We start from the raw sequence: 16,528 nt of genomic DNA, 5'->3' as shown, positions 1-16,528 counted from the left end.
AACTACAGACTTTATTTGTTCACTTTTTTCAACACCTGATTAAATATAAAATTCGTTCTTTCTCTGCTTTTTTATAGAGTGAGGAATCTGTGAAAATGTCGATATTTTTTAACCATTTATCCTCCTGTTTGGATAATGAAATGTGATAGGTGAGCATTTACTTGTAGATGTAAAATGGTCAGATACAGATGTTTTAAACTTAAATGTAATATGTAGAAAAATGATGATTTAAAACTTTATTTTGTTATCAGTATCCATCAATATTCGGGTTATAATCAATTGCTGTTTTTAATATGAAAAAGATATGGTTAAACAATATCTTTAGATAGAATTTAAGCTTATAAGAAATGATGCATATAGATAATCTTGCTGAAGAAAGTGGAAATATTAGTTTTGTAGAATATACAGCAACAGGGATATTCCTCTTAAAAATTGAAAAAAGAAAATATCGTGGGACGAAAATACAATCACAAGTTTTTGAATTACACGATGATGTCCAGGTAATTTTTAATTCTTTGGATAAGGATATATATGCGGTATTCAATAAAACCAAGCAAATACTTTATTTAAATGATCAGATTCAATCAGTTGATCACTTTGATGCAGTATTGAATTTGCGTAAATCATTCAGTTTTAGCATGGCTGTTTTGTTGTTCGCTGTCGTTGTATATCCTTTTTATCAATATTTTATGGATGGAACTATTTATTATTTCGATACGTTTATGCATTTGGCAATACTGACTTTGGTCAGTTGCTTTGTTTACTTTATTTTTGAATGTCTAAAATTAAATCGACAAAAAACCAGCAATATTGAAACTTTGTTTCATATGTTAAAGCTACCTGTCTTGAGTAAAAGAACTTTAGACAGTTTAAAACTCACGAATTCATATTTCTATGAGTTTGATCAATTGTATGATTTAAGCTTAATCAATCAGTTGAGGCGTGGTCGAAATGATAGAGAATTAAAAACTCAATTAGCGCAGCACACTCAAAAATTGGTCCAGTTTGGTTTAACTCAACATGAACTTGCCAAATTTAAAGTGGAATCCATTTCTGGAAGATTGGATCAATATATAATAGAAAAGAGGGAATCAACCACTGCATATCCTGATGCTTTAACTGAAGTGAGATTTAATCTGCAAGGAACAAATTTCTATAGCTATTTGGATGACTTTCACTTTGTTCAAGATACTGATGTAAAGATGATCATTTCACAACAAGGTGATTCAATAGGTCAATATGCTTGGTTGATTTATGATTATCATCAGTATTTAACCATAGATGAGGAGTTGTTACAGGCACTGCAAAGACCGAAATTCCCGCTACGTGACCACGAAAAATATATAGAAACTTTAAGATTAATATTAGGTTTTATTGTTTTAGTTAGCTTTATCTTATTTGATATTTTTGCAGCCTGTGTTGCATTTATTATCAGTATAGCAGGCTATTATTATTTTCAATTTTGTTATGCTGTTTTCTTAAAATTTTCATTCAGCAAAGATATTTATGCTTATTTGGGATATCAATCCGTTGAATTATTTCAAATGGTAAATCTTAAAGAATTGAAGCAAGGCAATTTTAAACCCGTACATCTAGCTGCAATTGCACGACCAAGTCGTACAGGATTTAACATCGAAAAAAGGAGATCATGATGATCTCCTTAATCAGATGCTTAGTTCTGGTTGTTTAAAAGCGTTCAGCGCTTGCTAAATTCCACATTCTAAAATAGAAATTTTCTTCATCTTTATCTTCACAACACAATAACTCACCATCTTTCATCCAAAAGTGCAATTGAGCATAATTCTTGATTTCACGGTCATTAATACGTTGCGCAAGATGATGTGCTTTGATTTCAGCTGGGTGTTGTAATCCTGCTGCAGCAATCATTTCAGCCAGTGCTTTTAAGGTATTTTTTTGAAAGTTGAATACACGATCTGCTTTTGATGGAACATCAAGTGCTTTTTGGCGTTCTTTATTTTGTGTTGCGACACCTACTGGGCATTGGTTGGTGTGGCAGCTTTGAGCTTGGATACAGCCAACTGCAAACATAAAGCCTCGAGCGGAATTAACCCAATCTGCACCCATTGCCATCGTACTTGCAATATCAAAGGCGCTGATAATCTTACCACTTGCCCCGATTTTAACTTGGGAGCGTAAACCTGCGCCGACGAGGGTATTGTGAACAAACAGTAGACCTTCACGTAGAGGTGTTCCCATATGATCAATTAACTCAATTGGAGCTGCACCTGTACCACCTTCTGAACCATCCACAACGATAAAGTCAGGTACAATTTTGGTTTGTAACATTGCTTTGACAATACTCATAAACTGCCAAGGCTGACCAATACATAGTTTAAATCCGACAGGCTTACCATTCGATAATTCACGTAATTGCTGAATAAAGTACATCATTTCAATCGGTGTACTAAATGCTGAATGTGACGCTGGTGAAACACAGTCAACATCCATTGAAACACCACGTATTTCAGCGATTTCTTTAGTAATTTTATCTTTTGGCAGGATTCCGCCATGACCCGGTTTTGCGCCTTGTGAAAGTTTAATTTCAATCATTTTGATTTGGGGCAAAGCCGCTTGTTGCTTAAATTTTTCAGGATCAAATTTACCATCAAGAGTACGGCAACCGAAGTAACCACTGGCAATTTCCCAAACAATATCACCGCCTGGTTTGAGGTGATAAGGGCTTAAACTTCCTTCACCAGTATCATGATAAAAGTTACCTTTTTTTGCGCCTGTATTCAAAGCCAAAATGGCATTTGCACTTAAACTACCAAAGCTCATTGCAGAGATATTCATGATAGATGCACTGTAAGGTTGCGTACATTGATCATTACCAATACTGATTCGAAAAGTATTAAAGTCGGCTGGAGTTTTTGGCGTCATAGAGTGGGTTAAAAAGCGATAATCTTCTTGATATACATCGATAATTGAACCAAAGGGTTTATCTGCATTTTCATTTTTCGCACGTTGATAAACAAGACTTCGTTGTGCTCTTGAAAAAGGCAGGGCATCATTATCAGACTCGATAAAGTATTGGCGGATTTCTGGGCGTATGTCTTCAAAGAAAAAGCGAAAATGTCCCATCAAAGGGTAATTTCTTAGAATAGAATGTTGTGTTTGAATAATATCTGCAAAACCTATTGCAGCAAGGATCGAGAAAACAACCCATGCTAAATTCAGAACGGTGTCTGAAAAGAAATAATAGATATAATGACCTTCATTAAAAAAAATAATCCAAGTTAAAAATAACGAGAGAAAAATACAAATAAACCAAACGGAATAACGGGAGAAAAATGTATTTAAAAGTTGATGTCGAATTGCTTGCGCAGGGCTTGCCATGTTGGAAATATCTCTTTCATTATCTGGTGTTAAGTTGCCTAAATTTACAAAAGAGCTCAAGTAACGATTTGTTAGACTTGAGAATGGTTCTAGATTAATACAGGAATGATTTCTTTTTTTGAAGATTTGAGGTACTTTGCCTATATTGTGTGTCGAATAATGTATCGAAAATAAAAAGGAATCGAAAATGTTTGAAGAATTTCTGACAAAATTGTTAAACCCTAGTATCAGTTTTTTAGCCATTTATGTTTCTGTGATTGTTGTTATTGCTTATATCGGGCTATTCTTCCAGTTTTTTAAAATAAAAAATCTAAAGCAGGAAAATGAGACATTAAAGCATCAGTTAAGTTCTCAAGCTCACTCAAATATCAGCTTAAGCAAACATGAGGGAATTATTTCTTAAAAATTATGTTGAAAGTGAATTGATAGAGATAAAGCCTGAATTTTCAGGCTTTGTTTGATAAGTTTTAATTATTTAGCTTTGAAATTTTGACAGTAATTATATGATCGATCTTACTTCTGATGTAGAAAAGGAATTATTAACAGCAATGGACAAATATAAAGCCATTGCTGAAGAGCTTATTGATAAATTGATTACAGAAACTGACCAACCAGAAAAAGAAAAAATTAACGCAGGACACTATTACGAAATACAAGATGCTGATTTTTTAAATGGACAAAAAATGCTATCGGATGATTGGTCTTTTTTTGTGCATGGTGAACACTGTATGTTTGAGAACTTAATAACAGGGCAAATTCTTGAAGTTTCGCTTGGAAACAAAGCAAGCATTGGCAATCTTGACCCATATTTCTTTTATAATTTTCTAAAGACAACAGTTGAATTCAACCACTTAACAAAATACTTCGTTCATCCCTTTAGTAGTACTTTAGATTTTTTTGAAAAACTTGAACGACAAAAAATATTGACAATGGATTTCGGAGTTTATCGAAAACTATAAGTAAAAAATAGGATGATAAAAGGACTTAAAGTCACAGTAAAGTGTTTATCTCTAGTGAGATGAAATGTTGAATTTTACTTTTGTAATAGCTATGAAAATTTATACTCTAATAGAACTGAAGTCACATACACTCAATGCTTCAATTAAGTTCTCAAACTTACTCAAATATCAGCTTAAGCAAGGATGAGGGAATTATTTCTTAAAATTATACTGAAAGTAAATTGATAGAAATAAAGCCTGAATTTTCAGGCTTTATCTAAGCGTTGCATTGTTAGAGTTAGATTGCGAATTTTATTCATCAGTGGGAACAAGCATCAAGATAGATTCATTTAATAAGCCCGCAATATCTTCTAAAATTTCTTGTTCAGATAATTGAGGATTTAATGCTACAGCGTGACCATCTGCAATCTGTTTTAAAAATGGTGTAAATACAGTAGAAATACAGATAGATTCACCATTTGCCCAGAACAATAGTTGATTGTTTTGTTCAAGATAGATCAATCTTGATGCAGGTTCGATTTGGAGTAAGTAACCTTGCTCAAGTACTTCTTCCAAATCACCCGTCCCAATTGCTTCCGCGTCTGGAATATTTTCAGGATATTTAGGTTCAGCCATCAAACTCATAATCGCGTCTTCTAATACATCAGATTGATTTAATTGCGCTAATAATTCTGCTTTTAAATAATCCAGTTCAGCTTGAGTCACTTGCCCAATTGGATTTGACTTATGCCTTAACACATCTAATAGTGGATTACGTAAACGTTGGTCTTCTACAAACTTATCACTTACACGATCCATCATATCGGCAATATTTGGCATACGGAAACCAAAAGAGTAGGTGAGGCATTCGTCCTCTGCAACACCATAATGTGCTAAGCCTGGAGGTACGTAAAGCAAATCTCCGGGTGCTAAAACTTCATCAAAATTGATCTCTATATTTGGTAGCAACTTTAAAGGTTGTCCTTCGACAAACTCAGACTCAGCATCACACATTTGCCCCAACTGCCAACGTCGATGTCCAAAGCCTTGTACGAGAAAAACATCATAAAAGTCAAAATGCTGACCGACTGAACCACCTTTAGGTGCGTAAGAGACCATGATGTCATCACGGCGCCATTGAGGAATAAAAGGAAATTTCTTCCAAAGTTCTGCCAAGTCGAAAGAGTAGTGATCAACTGCTTGAACCAATAAGGTCCAAAGTTTAGGCATTTTTTGAAAATCACCTTTGATGAGAGGGGAGGTTTTTACTGACCATTGATTTGGGTCTTTGTCTTTTTGTTTGATTAGACGTGCAGTGATGTTTTCATCAAGTGCAAGCTCCATCACGTCATCAGGTACTAAAATATCAGCAATTTCAGGAAGTGCGTTGCGGACCAATAATGGTTTTTTTTGCCAATATTCTGTGAGAAATTGTTCAGCAGTAATTCCACCAAGAACATCTAAAGGAAGTGACATGAAAATAGCCTAAGCAAATTTGAATCTATAATGTGCTATTGTCTTATGAGATGAAAGTCGGTGCAAGTATTTGTAATTTTATTCAAAATATATGGATATAAAATGAGAGTTATCCCTACTTTTCTAAAGTAAAAAGTCTGTTATCAGCTATGATTATAAAAAAACTACAATATCTTTGAAAAGTGTTTCGATTTAAAAGAAAGTTTTCAATTGGATTGATGGATATGGATTTGTTCTGATTTCTTATTATTTTGATCCCAAAAAGTAATAGCGCACAAAACGCTTCCAGTATTATGCGCATATCGGCAACTTATTATCAAAGGCAAGCAGGTGTCTTTGCCAGCTTGAGTAGTCGATGAAACACAAGCGAATGACCTATGCGAAGCTGAATTAAATCAAAAGATAGTAATAATTTCATCACAGCATTAATTAAGGTAATGCTAGTCCCAACTTTCTTAAAATTCTACATAGCTGAATCATGGGCATACCCATCAAGGTTGTTTGGTCTTGCCCAATCATTTGTTCAAACAAACTGATGCCTAGACTTTCACATTTAAAACTACCAGCACAATGTAAAGGTTGGTCGATTTCAATATACCGCTCAATTTCTGCAAGTGTTAAATCACGAAATTTCACATGATAATGTTCGACCAAAGTATGTTCAAAGCCTGTAGCTAAGTGCTGAACACTTAAAGCAGTACTAAAAAAGACATTTTTACCAGAATTTGCTTGAAGTTGTTGAATTGCCTTATCTACGGCTAAGGGTTTTCCAATAAATTCTTGAGGGGCATTTTCACGCCATGCGACTTGATCTGACCCGATCACAATTGCATTGGGATGTGCCTTTGCAATGATTCTAGCTTTTTCAAAAGCCAAGCGTTTCGCCAGATCATCTGCATGAGATTCATTTTTTGGAGACTCGTCAATATCAGGTGAAATACAACGATACTCCAAGCCTAAACGATTCATTAAATCTTTACGGGTTTGACTGGAAGATGCCAAAATAATTTCAGAATGAGTCATGTTTCGTCTTATGTGCCCAGTTATACTGCGTATTCCATTAAAAGATCTAAAGGCACATATGCCAGAACAGCTTGATGGCATGCTTGTAGTTTCACCCGAGGCGCCATGTCATTTTGGTAAGCTTCAACCCAACGAGTGACACATAAGCACCAGAAATCTCCAGGTTGAAGTCCAGGAAAGCCGTGTTCAGGAAGAGGTGTAATTAAATCATTACCCACTTTTTGAGAAAAATTGAGAAATTCAGAGGTCATTTCAGCACATACGGTATGTTGACCTAAATCCGTTGTGGCTGTATGACAAAAACCATTACGAAAATAACCAGTGATGGGTGAAAAGCAACAACTTGCTAAAGGCTCACCTAAAACGTTTAAACCATTGATTTTAGGATCTGGATGAAAAGACATAAGCGTATAAAATTAAAAAGTTTGTCCTATAATAATCAAATCTCAACATTTCTACAGCTTTTCTACAAAAGTATCTAACCTTTTTTTGTGTAATCATTTAGAATCTACGCGATTTTTAATATCTATAAGAGAGCTATACATGAATTTTCAGCGTATGACTGACCTCGATTTAACAGGCAAGCGTGTACTTATTCGTGAAGACTTAAACGTACCTGTTAAAAATGGTGTGATTACCAGTGATGCACGTTTACGCGCTGCGTTACCAACTATTAAATTAGCCCTTGAGAAAGGGGCTGCGGTAATGGTTTATTCTCACCTTGGTCGTCCAGTTGAAGGTGAACCAAAAGAAGAACAATCATTGGCTCCTGTAGCAGCTTATTTAACTGAGGCATTGGGTCAGGAAGTTAAATTATTTACAGAATATTTAGATGGTGTTGAGGTTGCAGCAGGTCAAGTTGTTTTACTTGAAAACTGTCGTTTCAATGTCGGTGAAAAGAAAAATAATGCTGATCTTGCAGCAAAATATGCAGCACTTTGCGATGTATTTGTCATGGATGCATTTGGTACTGCGCACCGTGCAGAAGCTTCTACCGAAGGCGTTGCTCGTTTAGCAAAAGTTGCAGCAGCAGGTCCATTGCTTGCAGCAGAATTAGATGCTTTAGGTCGTGCGCTTCAAACACCTGAAAAGCCAATGGTTGCAATTGTTGCAGGTTCAAAAGTTTCAACCAAGCTTGATGTTTTAACATCACTTTCAGACATTTGCGATCAATTGATTGTGGGTGGCGGGATTGCCAATACTTTCTTAGCCGCAGCAGGTTTCAATGTCGGCAAGTCATTATGTGAAAATGATTTAATTGATACGGCTAAAGCAATCGCTACTAAAGTATCCGTTCCACTTCCTACAGATGTTGTGGTTGCGGATGCTGCTGAAATCGATTTTGCAGACTTCTTAGGTTCATTGGCAAAAGCGAAAGCAGTTGTTAAAAAGGTTGAAGATGTTGCTGACAATGACATGATTTTAGATGTTGGTCCTGAAACGGCGCAAATGTTTGCAGAGATTTTAAAGACGTCGAAAACAATTCTTTGGAATGGTCCAGTTGGCGTTTTTGAAGTTGATCAATTTGGTGAAGGTACAAAGACACTTTCATTGGCAATTGCTGAATCGGCAGGATTCTCGATTGCAGGTGGTGGTGATACTTTAGCTGCAATTGATAAATATGAAGTTGCTGACAAAATTGGTTATATTTCAACAGGTGGTGGTGCATTCCTTGAGTTTGTTGAAGGAAAAACCCTTCCAGCAGTTGCAGTTTTGCTTGAGCGTGCATAATTGATATTTAAGCAATGATGACGTTTTTATGAAGGGCTGACCATGTGTCAGCCTTTTTTCATAAAGTTGATTCACTTTAAAGTAATAAAAATGAAATATAACTGCAATAAACTAAGATAAATCCAATCACCAACACTGGGAAATGTGATGAAATTAAAATTTGCACTTGTCGCTCTTATTCTTGCTCCTTTGGCTCTTACAGCATGTTCTAAAAAAGAACAAGCGCCAGCTTCGGAACAAACTTCTACTTCTGAAGCTGTTGCAACTGAATCAGCAAATACGACTCCAGAACAACAAGCTGCGATTGATGCAATTGATCAACCTGTTTTGGATGAAAAAAATACTGATGTTCCTGCTGAGAAAGCCAATGCACCTGCTGATGCAGCAACTCCAGCGACAGAAGAAGAAGCGCCTAAAGCTCAATAATCTTTTTAAATGTTGTTATTTGTTAAAAGTCCTCGCAAACGCGGGGATTTTTTATGAAATAGTCAATATTGTTGCTGAATTGAAATAAATCAGCATGTAGAATATGGGGCATTACTTGGGAGGATATTATGGCTCTTATTTCATTGCGCCAACTCTTGGATCATGCCGGTGAGCATAGCTACGGTGTTCCAGCGTTTAATGTAAACAACTTAGAACAAATGCGCGCAATTATGTTAGCCGCTGACGAAACAAATTCGCCTGTAATCGTGCAAGCTTCTGCTGGTGCGCGTAAGTATGCAGGTGCACCGTTTTTACGTCATCTAATTCTAGCTGCGATCGAAGAGTGGCCGCATATTCCAGTGGTGATGCACCAAGATCATGGTACAAGCCCAGACGTTTGCCAACGCTCAATCCAACTAGGCTTTTCATCAGTGATGATGGATGGTTCATTGGGTGCTGATGGTAAAACACCAACCTCTTATGAATATAATGTCGATGTAACTCGCCGTACTGTTGAAATGGCACATGCTTGTGGTGTTTCGGTAGAAGGTGAAATTGGTTGTTTAGGCAGCCTTGAAACAGGTATGGCAGGCGAAGAAGATGGTGTGGGCGCTGAAGGCGTTCTTGATCATTCTCAATTGCTAACTTCTGTTGAAGAAGCTCGCCAATTTGTATCTGATACCAATGTTGATGCTTTAGCTATTGCTGTTGGTACTTCGCATGGTGCTTACAAATTTACACGTCCACCTACAGGCGACATCTTAGCGATTGATCGTATTAAAGAAATTCATGCAGCACTTCCAAATACTCACCTTGTTATGCATGGCTCAAGCTCTGTACCACAAGAGTGGTTGGCTGTGATTAACCAATATGGCGGCGACATCAAAGAAACTTATGGTGTTCCTGTTGAGCAATTAGTTGAAGCCATCAAACATGGTGTACGTAAAATCAATATTGATACAGATTTACGTTTAGCTTCTACAGGTGCAATGCGTCGTATGATGGCTGAAAAACCAAGTGAATTTGATCCACGTAAATTCTTTGGTGAAACTGTCGAAGCAATGAAACAAATTTGTGTAGATCGTTACACAGCATTTGGTACTGCGGGTAATGCAGACAAAATTCGCCCAATTTCTTTAGAAAAAATGGTTGATCGTTATAAATAATTTTTAAAAATGATTGAACATAGAAAGCCCACTCTAGTGTAGTGGGCTTTTTGCTGGCTAAATGTTAGACAACGTTATTCTGGGATAAATTTTTCGAAAATTTCTCCAACAAACTGATCGGATGAAACTCAATTATGGAAATCATATTTTCAGCAGCTTTATGTAGTGTGTTGGTCTCAATGCTTTTAAAATTTACCAAACAAAAAGGCTTTGATGCATTACAGATGATTGCTTGGAATTATGCGATTGCAAGTTTATTGAGTTATCTTTGGTTTAAGCCAGATTTGGTGCATATTTCAATTTCAAATACACCTTGGTGGTTGATTGTTGGGCTTGGGGTTGTATTACCGAGTATTTTCTTTTGTTTGTCTAAATCATTACAAAGTGCAGGAATACTGAGAACTGAAATCGCTCAGCGTTTATCGGTTGTTTTATCACTTTTGGCTGCATATTTTTTATTTCAAGAACAGTTCAACCAATTAAAAATAATCGGTATTGGTTTAGGGATTTTTGCAGTTTTATGTATTGTACTTTCACATTCGGATGCATCAAATCAATCTATTAATAAAAAGGGCATGCTTTACTTACTCAGTGTATGGGGAGGCTATGCCTTAGTTGATATTTTATTGAAATATACAACCAGTTTGGGGCTTCAATTTCCAGTCACACTCACCCTGATGTTTATCTGTTCTTTTGTCTTATCAATAGGCTATTTAGTACTTCAAAAGACACAATGGAAAATCCAAAATTTATGTGCAGGACTGGCGTTAGGCGTTTTAAATTTTGCCAATATTGCATTGTATGTCAAAGCTCATCTTTTACTCAAAGATTCTCCTGCAGTTGTTTTTGCTGGAATGAATATTTTGGTGGTCTTAATGGGGGTGATGGCAGGTTTGGTAATTTTTAAAGAAAAACTCAAAGTTGTTACAGCTTTAGGTTTAGTTTTGGGTTTACTCGGTGTGATTTGCCTAGCGTTGGCGATTTAGATTCTAAAATTAACCTGTGGCTTTAGCGTTTTAAATTTTCAAATTTTTAACGAATTGCGTTGTGGAATCATGGTCTAAAAAATAATCTCTTGCCTTCGTTTGAAAAGTTGTCATGAGAACTTCATATTTTGATCATAAAAGATTCAAAAATATAGCGGACAATCGGGGAGCTTCCTCTACATCGGTGTAACTGCTATGAATCAAGATATTTTTTCACCGCTTTATGCAGCCTTGCAAACACCGCATGTACAGCTGTTGCCCTTGCAGGTTGAGCACGAAAAGGCGCTAATCGAGGTATGTAAAGATGGAAAACTATGGCAGCTAGAATATACTTCGGTGCCACATTACACGCAGATTCAGACTTATATCGCTAAAGCGCTTGAGCAAAAGTCACAAGGTTTACGTGTTCCATTTGTAGTTTTAGATCAACATACACATCGTATCGTCGGTACAACCAGTTTTAGAGATTTTGTTTGGGATGTACGTCGGGTTGAGATTGGTTATACCTGGTATGCCCAATCTGCTCAACGTAGCCACATCAATACCAGTTGTAAATTTTTACTTCTTCAATATGCTTTTGAGACTTTGCACGCCAATTCAGTTGCCTTACGTACGGATATACGCAATGTAAAGAGTCAAAAAGCAATTGAACGATTGGGTGCTCAACGTGATGGTATTCTACGTCAAGATGCCCTAAGAAAAGATGGCTCTGTTCGAGATACGGTGATGTATAGTATTTTGAAAGAAGAGTGGCTTGAGATTAAACAGCATTTGACTCAATTATTATCTCGCTAGGCGATTGATAAAGTTACTATTTATTGAGCCACAAGTATGCTGTTTTATTTCTCTTTTTAACTACAATCGATATGTAAGCGATGTTGTTGGCAATGAAGGCATTGAAACAGATAACCTGTTAAATCACCATCGATCCTGAGGTGATCCTGGATAAGCTCTACTGGATAACCATTTTCTTCGATATCGGCTTGGACTTCTTCCCAAATCGGTTTAAGCATTTCACTATCTGCATAAGCGATAAACTGGCATGGCTCATTGCAGTGTACCAACCAAACTTCTTGTTGCCAACTATGATAACTTGGTGTTCGGGTACAGATTTCATTTAAAAATTCAGGATCGATTTTCGGGGATGCATCATCTGGGTTTGAAGAAACGCCTTCAATGCTACAGTAATCATTGTATTCACCATCATATTTTTGTGCTGCTGCACCATTGGCAATACACCACGGACAGATATAATCGGGTTCATCTACGCTATAGAAAGAACATACGTACTTTAAATCACGTTGTTCATTGCAAATCGAACAAATACCATTTTCTTTTTCAAACAGATTCAGTTTGTATGCATTGGAATGATATTTAAACTGGGGATAATTCATATTTTAATTCTTCTCGATCAATGTTTTAAGTAACGAGGCTAACAATAAAATTCTACACGAAAACTTTCGATAAGTTCAGGTGGGACTCGTGTTGTTTGTCCATTGGTTCGCATAAATAATTCACCTTTATAGTATAAAGGGCGATCGGACTTATTACATTTGAACACCAATATAGTTTTTCCTTGAATCTGTATTTCTTCCAAAGTCGTGTAAATATTTGAGATTTTATTGCTTTCATGGGCAAGTTTATCAATCAAACTTCTTTTCATTAAATCAAGTGAATCATTAAAATGTTCAGCAAGTTCCTGTTCAACCCCCACGATTTTTAGATCATCAGCTACCCCAATAAACACATAACCATTTCTTGTATTCATAAAGGCAAAACAGGCTTTCACCCATTTGTCAGATTTACGATTGGTGAGTAAATCTGTAGTGCGCTCTTTAAATTCGACCCTTTGATTTTCACCCAGTTGTATCAGATTCAAATAGAAGTCAGAGTGAGCAATCTGTTGATAATTTTTTAAAGTATTTTTAATTTTTTCTAATGATTTATAAGCCGTTACGGTTTCTAAATTATGAATATCTTGCCATTGATAAATCAGTTTGGTTTTTAGATCATTTGCAACTTTGGGGTTTGCAATATATTCAAAGCTCGCGCTAAGTTGCTGCAAAATGTCTCTATAAATGTCATGGCTTGAAACAGGTATAGAAATTTTATTGAAGGTATCTCTGATTTTTTCTAATTTTTTATGAACCTCAAAAGGATCCTGATAGAAACTCAAGTATTTTAATTCATTTAAAATGTGTTCATAAGGGCGATGAAATGAGCTTGGAAAAAGTTGTTTCGGCGGGGTATTAATATATTTTTCAATTAGTTGGAAATAATGTCTAAGTGTTGGATATTTTAAAGCTTGGTAAATGTTGATTTCAAATTTATCAGAAAATGGGGTAGTGGTGTAAGCCTGAAAAAACAACAAGGTTTGGATTTCTTTGTATTTATTGGGGTAGTCATGCCAATGAGTTTCTAGAAACTCATTGAAATTCTTAAACTTATTGGTGATATACATGTTCAAATCCATAGCAACACCTTTTATCCTCTATCATTTGGTGTTCGGTATTTACAACAAATATGTCATCAGACTATTTATATATACTTATATATAAGTGAAATGGGGCGGGAAATAAAGTGTAATGATTTAAATCGTATATTTAAAGTTGTTAGAAAATATAACAAATATTTCAATTTGATGAATAAACACTGAGTTTGAATTTAGAGATTCATTGGGTGATTTGCGGAATAGCCAAACTTGGGTCTTGAAGGAAAGCTTCTAAACGGGCTTTCAAGGATGTTGCACGCTCAGGGACAGAGGGAAGTGCAACTTCTGCTAAATCTTTTACCAGTTCCAAATCACCTGCAGCAGCAGAGACATAGCATAAAGTACACATTTCACTTGGATGTATAGGTTCTTTGATTGCCTGTGTTGCCTTTTTGATGAAATCTTCTGGCCATTGCGCCATTTTTCCAAAAAAAAGCTGACTTTGGCGATCCCATTCAGAAACTAAAAATTCAACCATTTGAATCGCATCTTGCTCTGATTGGGTATATGACCAATCACTATCATAGTCATTCACTAAACCAGAAATAATTGAACCACGCCATGCGCAGTCATAATCACGCATTTTTTCAAACTCTAAGCGTCTCCCCGTACAACCCATTACATATTCACCTAATGGAATAAGATGTATGCCTAGATTAATTTGAAAACAGTGTCTTTTTTTGAAATGCTGAATATCAACAATTCGAATCACTTCACCATCCACTTGCCAGAATACATCAGCTTTTTTAGTAAAGCCTTGTGCTTTTAAAAGTGGATAGAATTGATTACGTAATAGTAGCGAAATAAATTTTTTATCCATGTTAAATATCGCCCAAGTTTGGTTGAATATGTTAGAAAAAACTAAGTTTGGACAACATAACCAAACAACCCTATTAAGCTCCCATTGGCTGTTAAACCTAAGGCAAGCCTTGGTAATACACAACCCGTAATCACTGTTCCTTTGGGATAGTTTTTATCATCAATTTGCTCTAATAATGTTGCATCACCGATACGGATAAAGGCGGAGTCAATAAAATCTTGTTGTTGAGTAAACCAAGCTCGCATATTTTGCCAAGGTTCAAAATAACTTTCAGGTGATCCTTCACCATCTTGCTCAACTTCATTCCACCATATTGTATTCGTAGAGAATGGTTCTACCGTAATTGTTGCAAGCGGAAAAATCGTATTGGCAAATGCGTGTTGAATGAGCTCAGCGCTAATTGTCTTATTGCTTAAACCATTTGCATAGGCGATATAAAATGCTTGAAAATAATCACCAGAATTTGATCCCATGCCAACTTCTACATTTGCCATAATCTTGGTAATTTGAGTACTGAGCTTTTGGCACAACGCTAATTCGTTCTCATCAATTATGTGATTTAGACGTGTTGGATGTTTTGTAATCGTTCCATCATTATAGACTTGGGTAAAACGTGAAAGAATATTATTCGGCCATTCATCTTGGTCTGAACCCACATCATAGTTTTGTATGCATTCTGATAATATCGCTAATTTTTCTGGATCAAGCTCAAGTTTTATATTCATTATTTTCTCCTGATCGTGTTTTAATTGCTAATCATAAAGGCGATAGATACCACTAAAACGTTCACAACCTTTTTGTTGTGTGGAAACAGATAAAATCGCTTTTTGGAAGTTTAATGTGTATTTACAGTCGTGTTCGTTGTCTAAGATTTCATTCTTTTTTTCAGGGGTCGTATATGCCAGCAATGAAACGGTTTGAGCTTCTTTGCGATTATTAGGATTACGGTATGCAATCCCTTCAACTTTAATGCGATCCTTACTTAATTGGTGTATTTGCAAATGAATCGGTTGTTTTGCAATTTTTCCATGTTCATATTTAATAAAGTGCTGTGTAAGGCTTTGATTCATCGATGTGTAAAAGTTTAAATCTTCAAGGCGAATATCAAACTGTTGTTTGAGGCAATCTGAAGTTTTACATTGGCTTAAACGGTTAAGCCATAATTGATGGGTATCATTGACTAAGCGTACAGGCGCATCAGTAACCAGATAGGTAGTGAGGTAACTTTCATTAAGCTGACCACGAAGTTCTTTGTAGGGTGTACTACACAGTTTCTTTAATAAAGCAGAGTCTTCATGTTTGCAGTCAATCGGGAGTGCATAAACAGCAGACGTGCTGATACAGCTCAAAATGAGACCAGATAAAAGTGTTTTAATTTGATTAAATTCTGTATTCAACAGCATGATCGCTTATACTTTCACAATGTTTGCATACGTACTATAGCGAAAGAGAAAGTACGAATACAAGATTTTTACAACTTAAAAACTGCATAAAGGGAGTTGAAAATGAGCATACCGATTCGTATAGGGCAAGGAATGGATGTACACGCCTTTGAAGAGGGTGATTTTGTCACTTTGGCAGGTATTCAAATTCCTCATACTCATGGCTTAAAAGCCCACTCAGATGGTGATGTAGTACTTCATGCATTGTGTGATGCCTTGTTAGGCGCATTGGCACTTGGTGATATTGGGCAGCATTTTCCTGATACGGATGCAGAATTTAAAGGAGCAGATAGCCGAAAATTATTAAAACACGTTTATCAATTGGTTTTAGATCGTGGCTATGTGTTGAATAATGCCGATATTACGGTTGCTTGTGAGCGTCCAAAATTAGCCAAGCACAATTTGGAAATGCGTCAAAGTATCGCTGATGTGTTAGATGTTGAAGTAACTCAAATTAGTGTGAAAGCAACAACCACAGAAAAATTAGGTTTTACAGGGCGTCAGGAAGGAATATTGTCAACAGCAACAGTTTTGATTTCACATCATGTTAAGGCGTGAGTAGAAATAATAATTGCCTTTTTTTAAAGAGAATGTGATAGCTCTCAGAGATAGAAAAGCTAATAAGCTTTAATTTAGATAAATGGCTTAAAGGTGGGGGCTTGAGTTTTGCAG

The 16,528-nt window shown here is 36.1% G+C and carries 18 protein-coding genes; 9 read left to right on the top strand and 9 right to left on the bottom strand.

What is annotated here, in order from left to right; translation table 11 throughout:
* Window positions 1-347: 347 nt before the first annotated feature.
* A complete protein-coding gene (locus tag F938_RS02605; RefSeq protein WP_005029158.1) occupies window positions 348-1,652 on the top strand; it encodes a hypothetical protein in 1,305 nt (434 codons plus the stop codon).
* Window positions 1,653-1,686: 34 nt separating this feature from the next.
* Here F938_RS02605 and F938_RS02600 read toward each other — a convergent pair whose 3' ends face one another.
* Window positions 1,687-3,357, bottom strand: coding sequence for an FMN-binding glutamate synthase family protein (locus F938_RS02600; RefSeq protein ID WP_004830921.1), 1,671 nt, complete (start codon window positions 3,355-3,357; stop codon window positions 1,687-1,689).
* 187 nt (window positions 3,358-3,544) lie between these two features.
* Here F938_RS02600 and F938_RS02595 point away from each other — a divergent pair, with 187 nt between their 5' ends.
* Complete coding sequence (locus F938_RS02595; RefSeq protein WP_005029156.1) at window positions 3,545-3,760, top strand: hypothetical protein; 216 nt, start codon at window positions 3,545-3,547, stop codon at window positions 3,758-3,760.
* Window positions 3,761-3,860: 100 nt separating this feature from the next.
* Window positions 3,861-4,316 carry a DUF6896 domain-containing protein gene (locus F938_RS02590; protein ID WP_005029153.1) on the top strand — a complete coding sequence of 152 codons (456 nt, stop codon included), beginning with the start codon at window positions 3,861-3,863 and terminating at the stop codon, window positions 4,314-4,316.
* Window positions 4,317-4,607: 291 nt separating this feature from the next.
* On the opposite strand, the gene F938_RS02585 is transcribed toward F938_RS02590, so the two are convergent.
* From F938_RS02585 to F938_RS02575, 3 genes are all read right to left on the bottom strand, one after another.
* Window positions 4,608-5,771 carry a ribosomal protein uL16 3-hydroxylase gene (locus F938_RS02585; RefSeq protein ID WP_005029151.1) on the bottom strand — a complete coding sequence of 388 codons (1,164 nt, stop codon included), beginning with the start codon at window positions 5,769-5,771 and terminating at the stop codon, window positions 4,608-4,610.
* Between the two features lie 429 nt (window positions 5,772-6,200).
* On the bottom strand, window positions 6,201-6,794 hold the full coding sequence (locus F938_RS02580) for a Maf family protein (protein ID WP_005029148.1): 594 nt from the start codon (window positions 6,792-6,794) through the stop codon (window positions 6,201-6,203).
* Window positions 6,795-6,814: 20 nt separating this feature from the next.
* Window positions 6,815-7,198, bottom strand: a complete 384-nt coding sequence (locus tag F938_RS02575; RefSeq protein WP_004720680.1) for a DUF2237 family protein — start codon at window positions 7,196-7,198, stop codon at window positions 6,815-6,817.
* Between the two features lie 139 nt (window positions 7,199-7,337).
* Between F938_RS02575 and F938_RS02570 the strand changes: the two genes are divergently transcribed.
* The 5 genes from F938_RS02570 (at window position 7,338) to F938_RS02550 (ending at window position 11,898) form a co-directional block, all read left to right on the top strand.
* Window positions 7,338-8,525 carry a phosphoglycerate kinase gene (locus F938_RS02570; RefSeq protein ID WP_005029145.1) on the top strand — a complete coding sequence of 396 codons (1,188 nt, stop codon included), beginning with the start codon at window positions 7,338-7,340 and terminating at the stop codon, window positions 8,523-8,525.
* Window positions 8,526-8,672: 147 nt separating this feature from the next.
* Window positions 8,673-8,951 (top strand): hypothetical protein, encoded by a 279-nt coding sequence (locus F938_RS02565; protein WP_004830912.1) that lies wholly within the window; start codon window positions 8,673-8,675, stop codon window positions 8,949-8,951.
* Between the two features lie 128 nt (window positions 8,952-9,079).
* On the top strand, window positions 9,080-10,117 hold the full coding sequence (gene fba / locus F938_RS02560) for a class II fructose-bisphosphate aldolase (RefSeq protein ID WP_004830911.1): 1,038 nt from the start codon (window positions 9,080-9,082) through the stop codon (window positions 10,115-10,117).
* A gap of 134 nt (window positions 10,118-10,251) precedes the next feature.
* The gene (locus tag F938_RS02555) at window positions 10,252-11,103 is read left to right on the top strand and encodes an EamA family transporter (protein WP_005029143.1); all 852 of its coding nucleotides are present in this window, start codon (window positions 10,252-10,254) and stop codon (window positions 11,101-11,103) included.
* 195 nt (window positions 11,104-11,298) lie between these two features.
* Window positions 11,299-11,898, top strand: coding sequence for a GNAT family N-acetyltransferase (locus tag F938_RS02550; protein WP_005029141.1), 600 nt, complete (start codon window positions 11,299-11,301; stop codon window positions 11,896-11,898).
* 56 nt (window positions 11,899-11,954) lie between these two features.
* Here the strand turns inward: F938_RS02550 and F938_RS02545 are convergent, their stop codons facing one another.
* From F938_RS02545 to F938_RS02525, 5 genes are all read right to left on the bottom strand, one after another.
* Window positions 11,955-12,497 (bottom strand): CbrC family protein, encoded by a 543-nt coding sequence (locus F938_RS02545; protein WP_005029139.1) that lies wholly within the window; start codon window positions 12,495-12,497, stop codon window positions 11,955-11,957.
* A 38-nt stretch (window positions 12,498-12,535) separates the two neighbouring features.
* On the bottom strand, window positions 12,536-13,576 hold the full coding sequence (locus F938_RS02540) for an AlbA family DNA-binding domain-containing protein (RefSeq protein WP_005029137.1): 1,041 nt from the start codon (window positions 13,574-13,576) through the stop codon (window positions 12,536-12,538).
* A 199-nt stretch (window positions 13,577-13,775) separates the two neighbouring features.
* Window positions 13,776-14,414, bottom strand: coding sequence for a DUF4304 domain-containing protein (locus F938_RS02535; protein WP_005029136.1), 639 nt, complete (start codon window positions 14,412-14,414; stop codon window positions 13,776-13,778).
* Between the two features lie 41 nt (window positions 14,415-14,455).
* Entirely contained in the window at window positions 14,456-15,139 is a 684-nt protein-coding gene (locus tag F938_RS02530; RefSeq protein WP_005029133.1) for a hypothetical protein, read from the bottom strand.
* Between the two features lie 27 nt (window positions 15,140-15,166).
* A complete protein-coding gene (locus F938_RS02525) occupies window positions 15,167-15,817 on the bottom strand; it encodes an A1S_1983 family putative colistin resistance protein (protein WP_005029131.1) in 651 nt (216 codons plus the stop codon).
* A 102-nt stretch (window positions 15,818-15,919) separates the two neighbouring features.
* Here F938_RS02525 and ispF point away from each other — a divergent pair, with 102 nt between their 5' ends.
* Window positions 15,920-16,414, top strand: a complete 495-nt coding sequence (gene ispF / locus F938_RS02520; protein ID WP_005029128.1) for a 2-C-methyl-D-erythritol 2,4-cyclodiphosphate synthase — start codon at window positions 15,920-15,922, stop codon at window positions 16,412-16,414.
* The last annotated feature ends 114 nt before the right edge of the window (window positions 16,415-16,528 follow it).

The organism is Acinetobacter bereziniae LMG 1003 = CIP 70.12, assembly GCF_000368925.1.
GTDB lineage: Bacteria > Pseudomonadota > Gammaproteobacteria > Pseudomonadales > Moraxellaceae > Acinetobacter > Acinetobacter bereziniae.
This window is presented reverse-complemented; position numbering and strand designations above follow the sequence as displayed.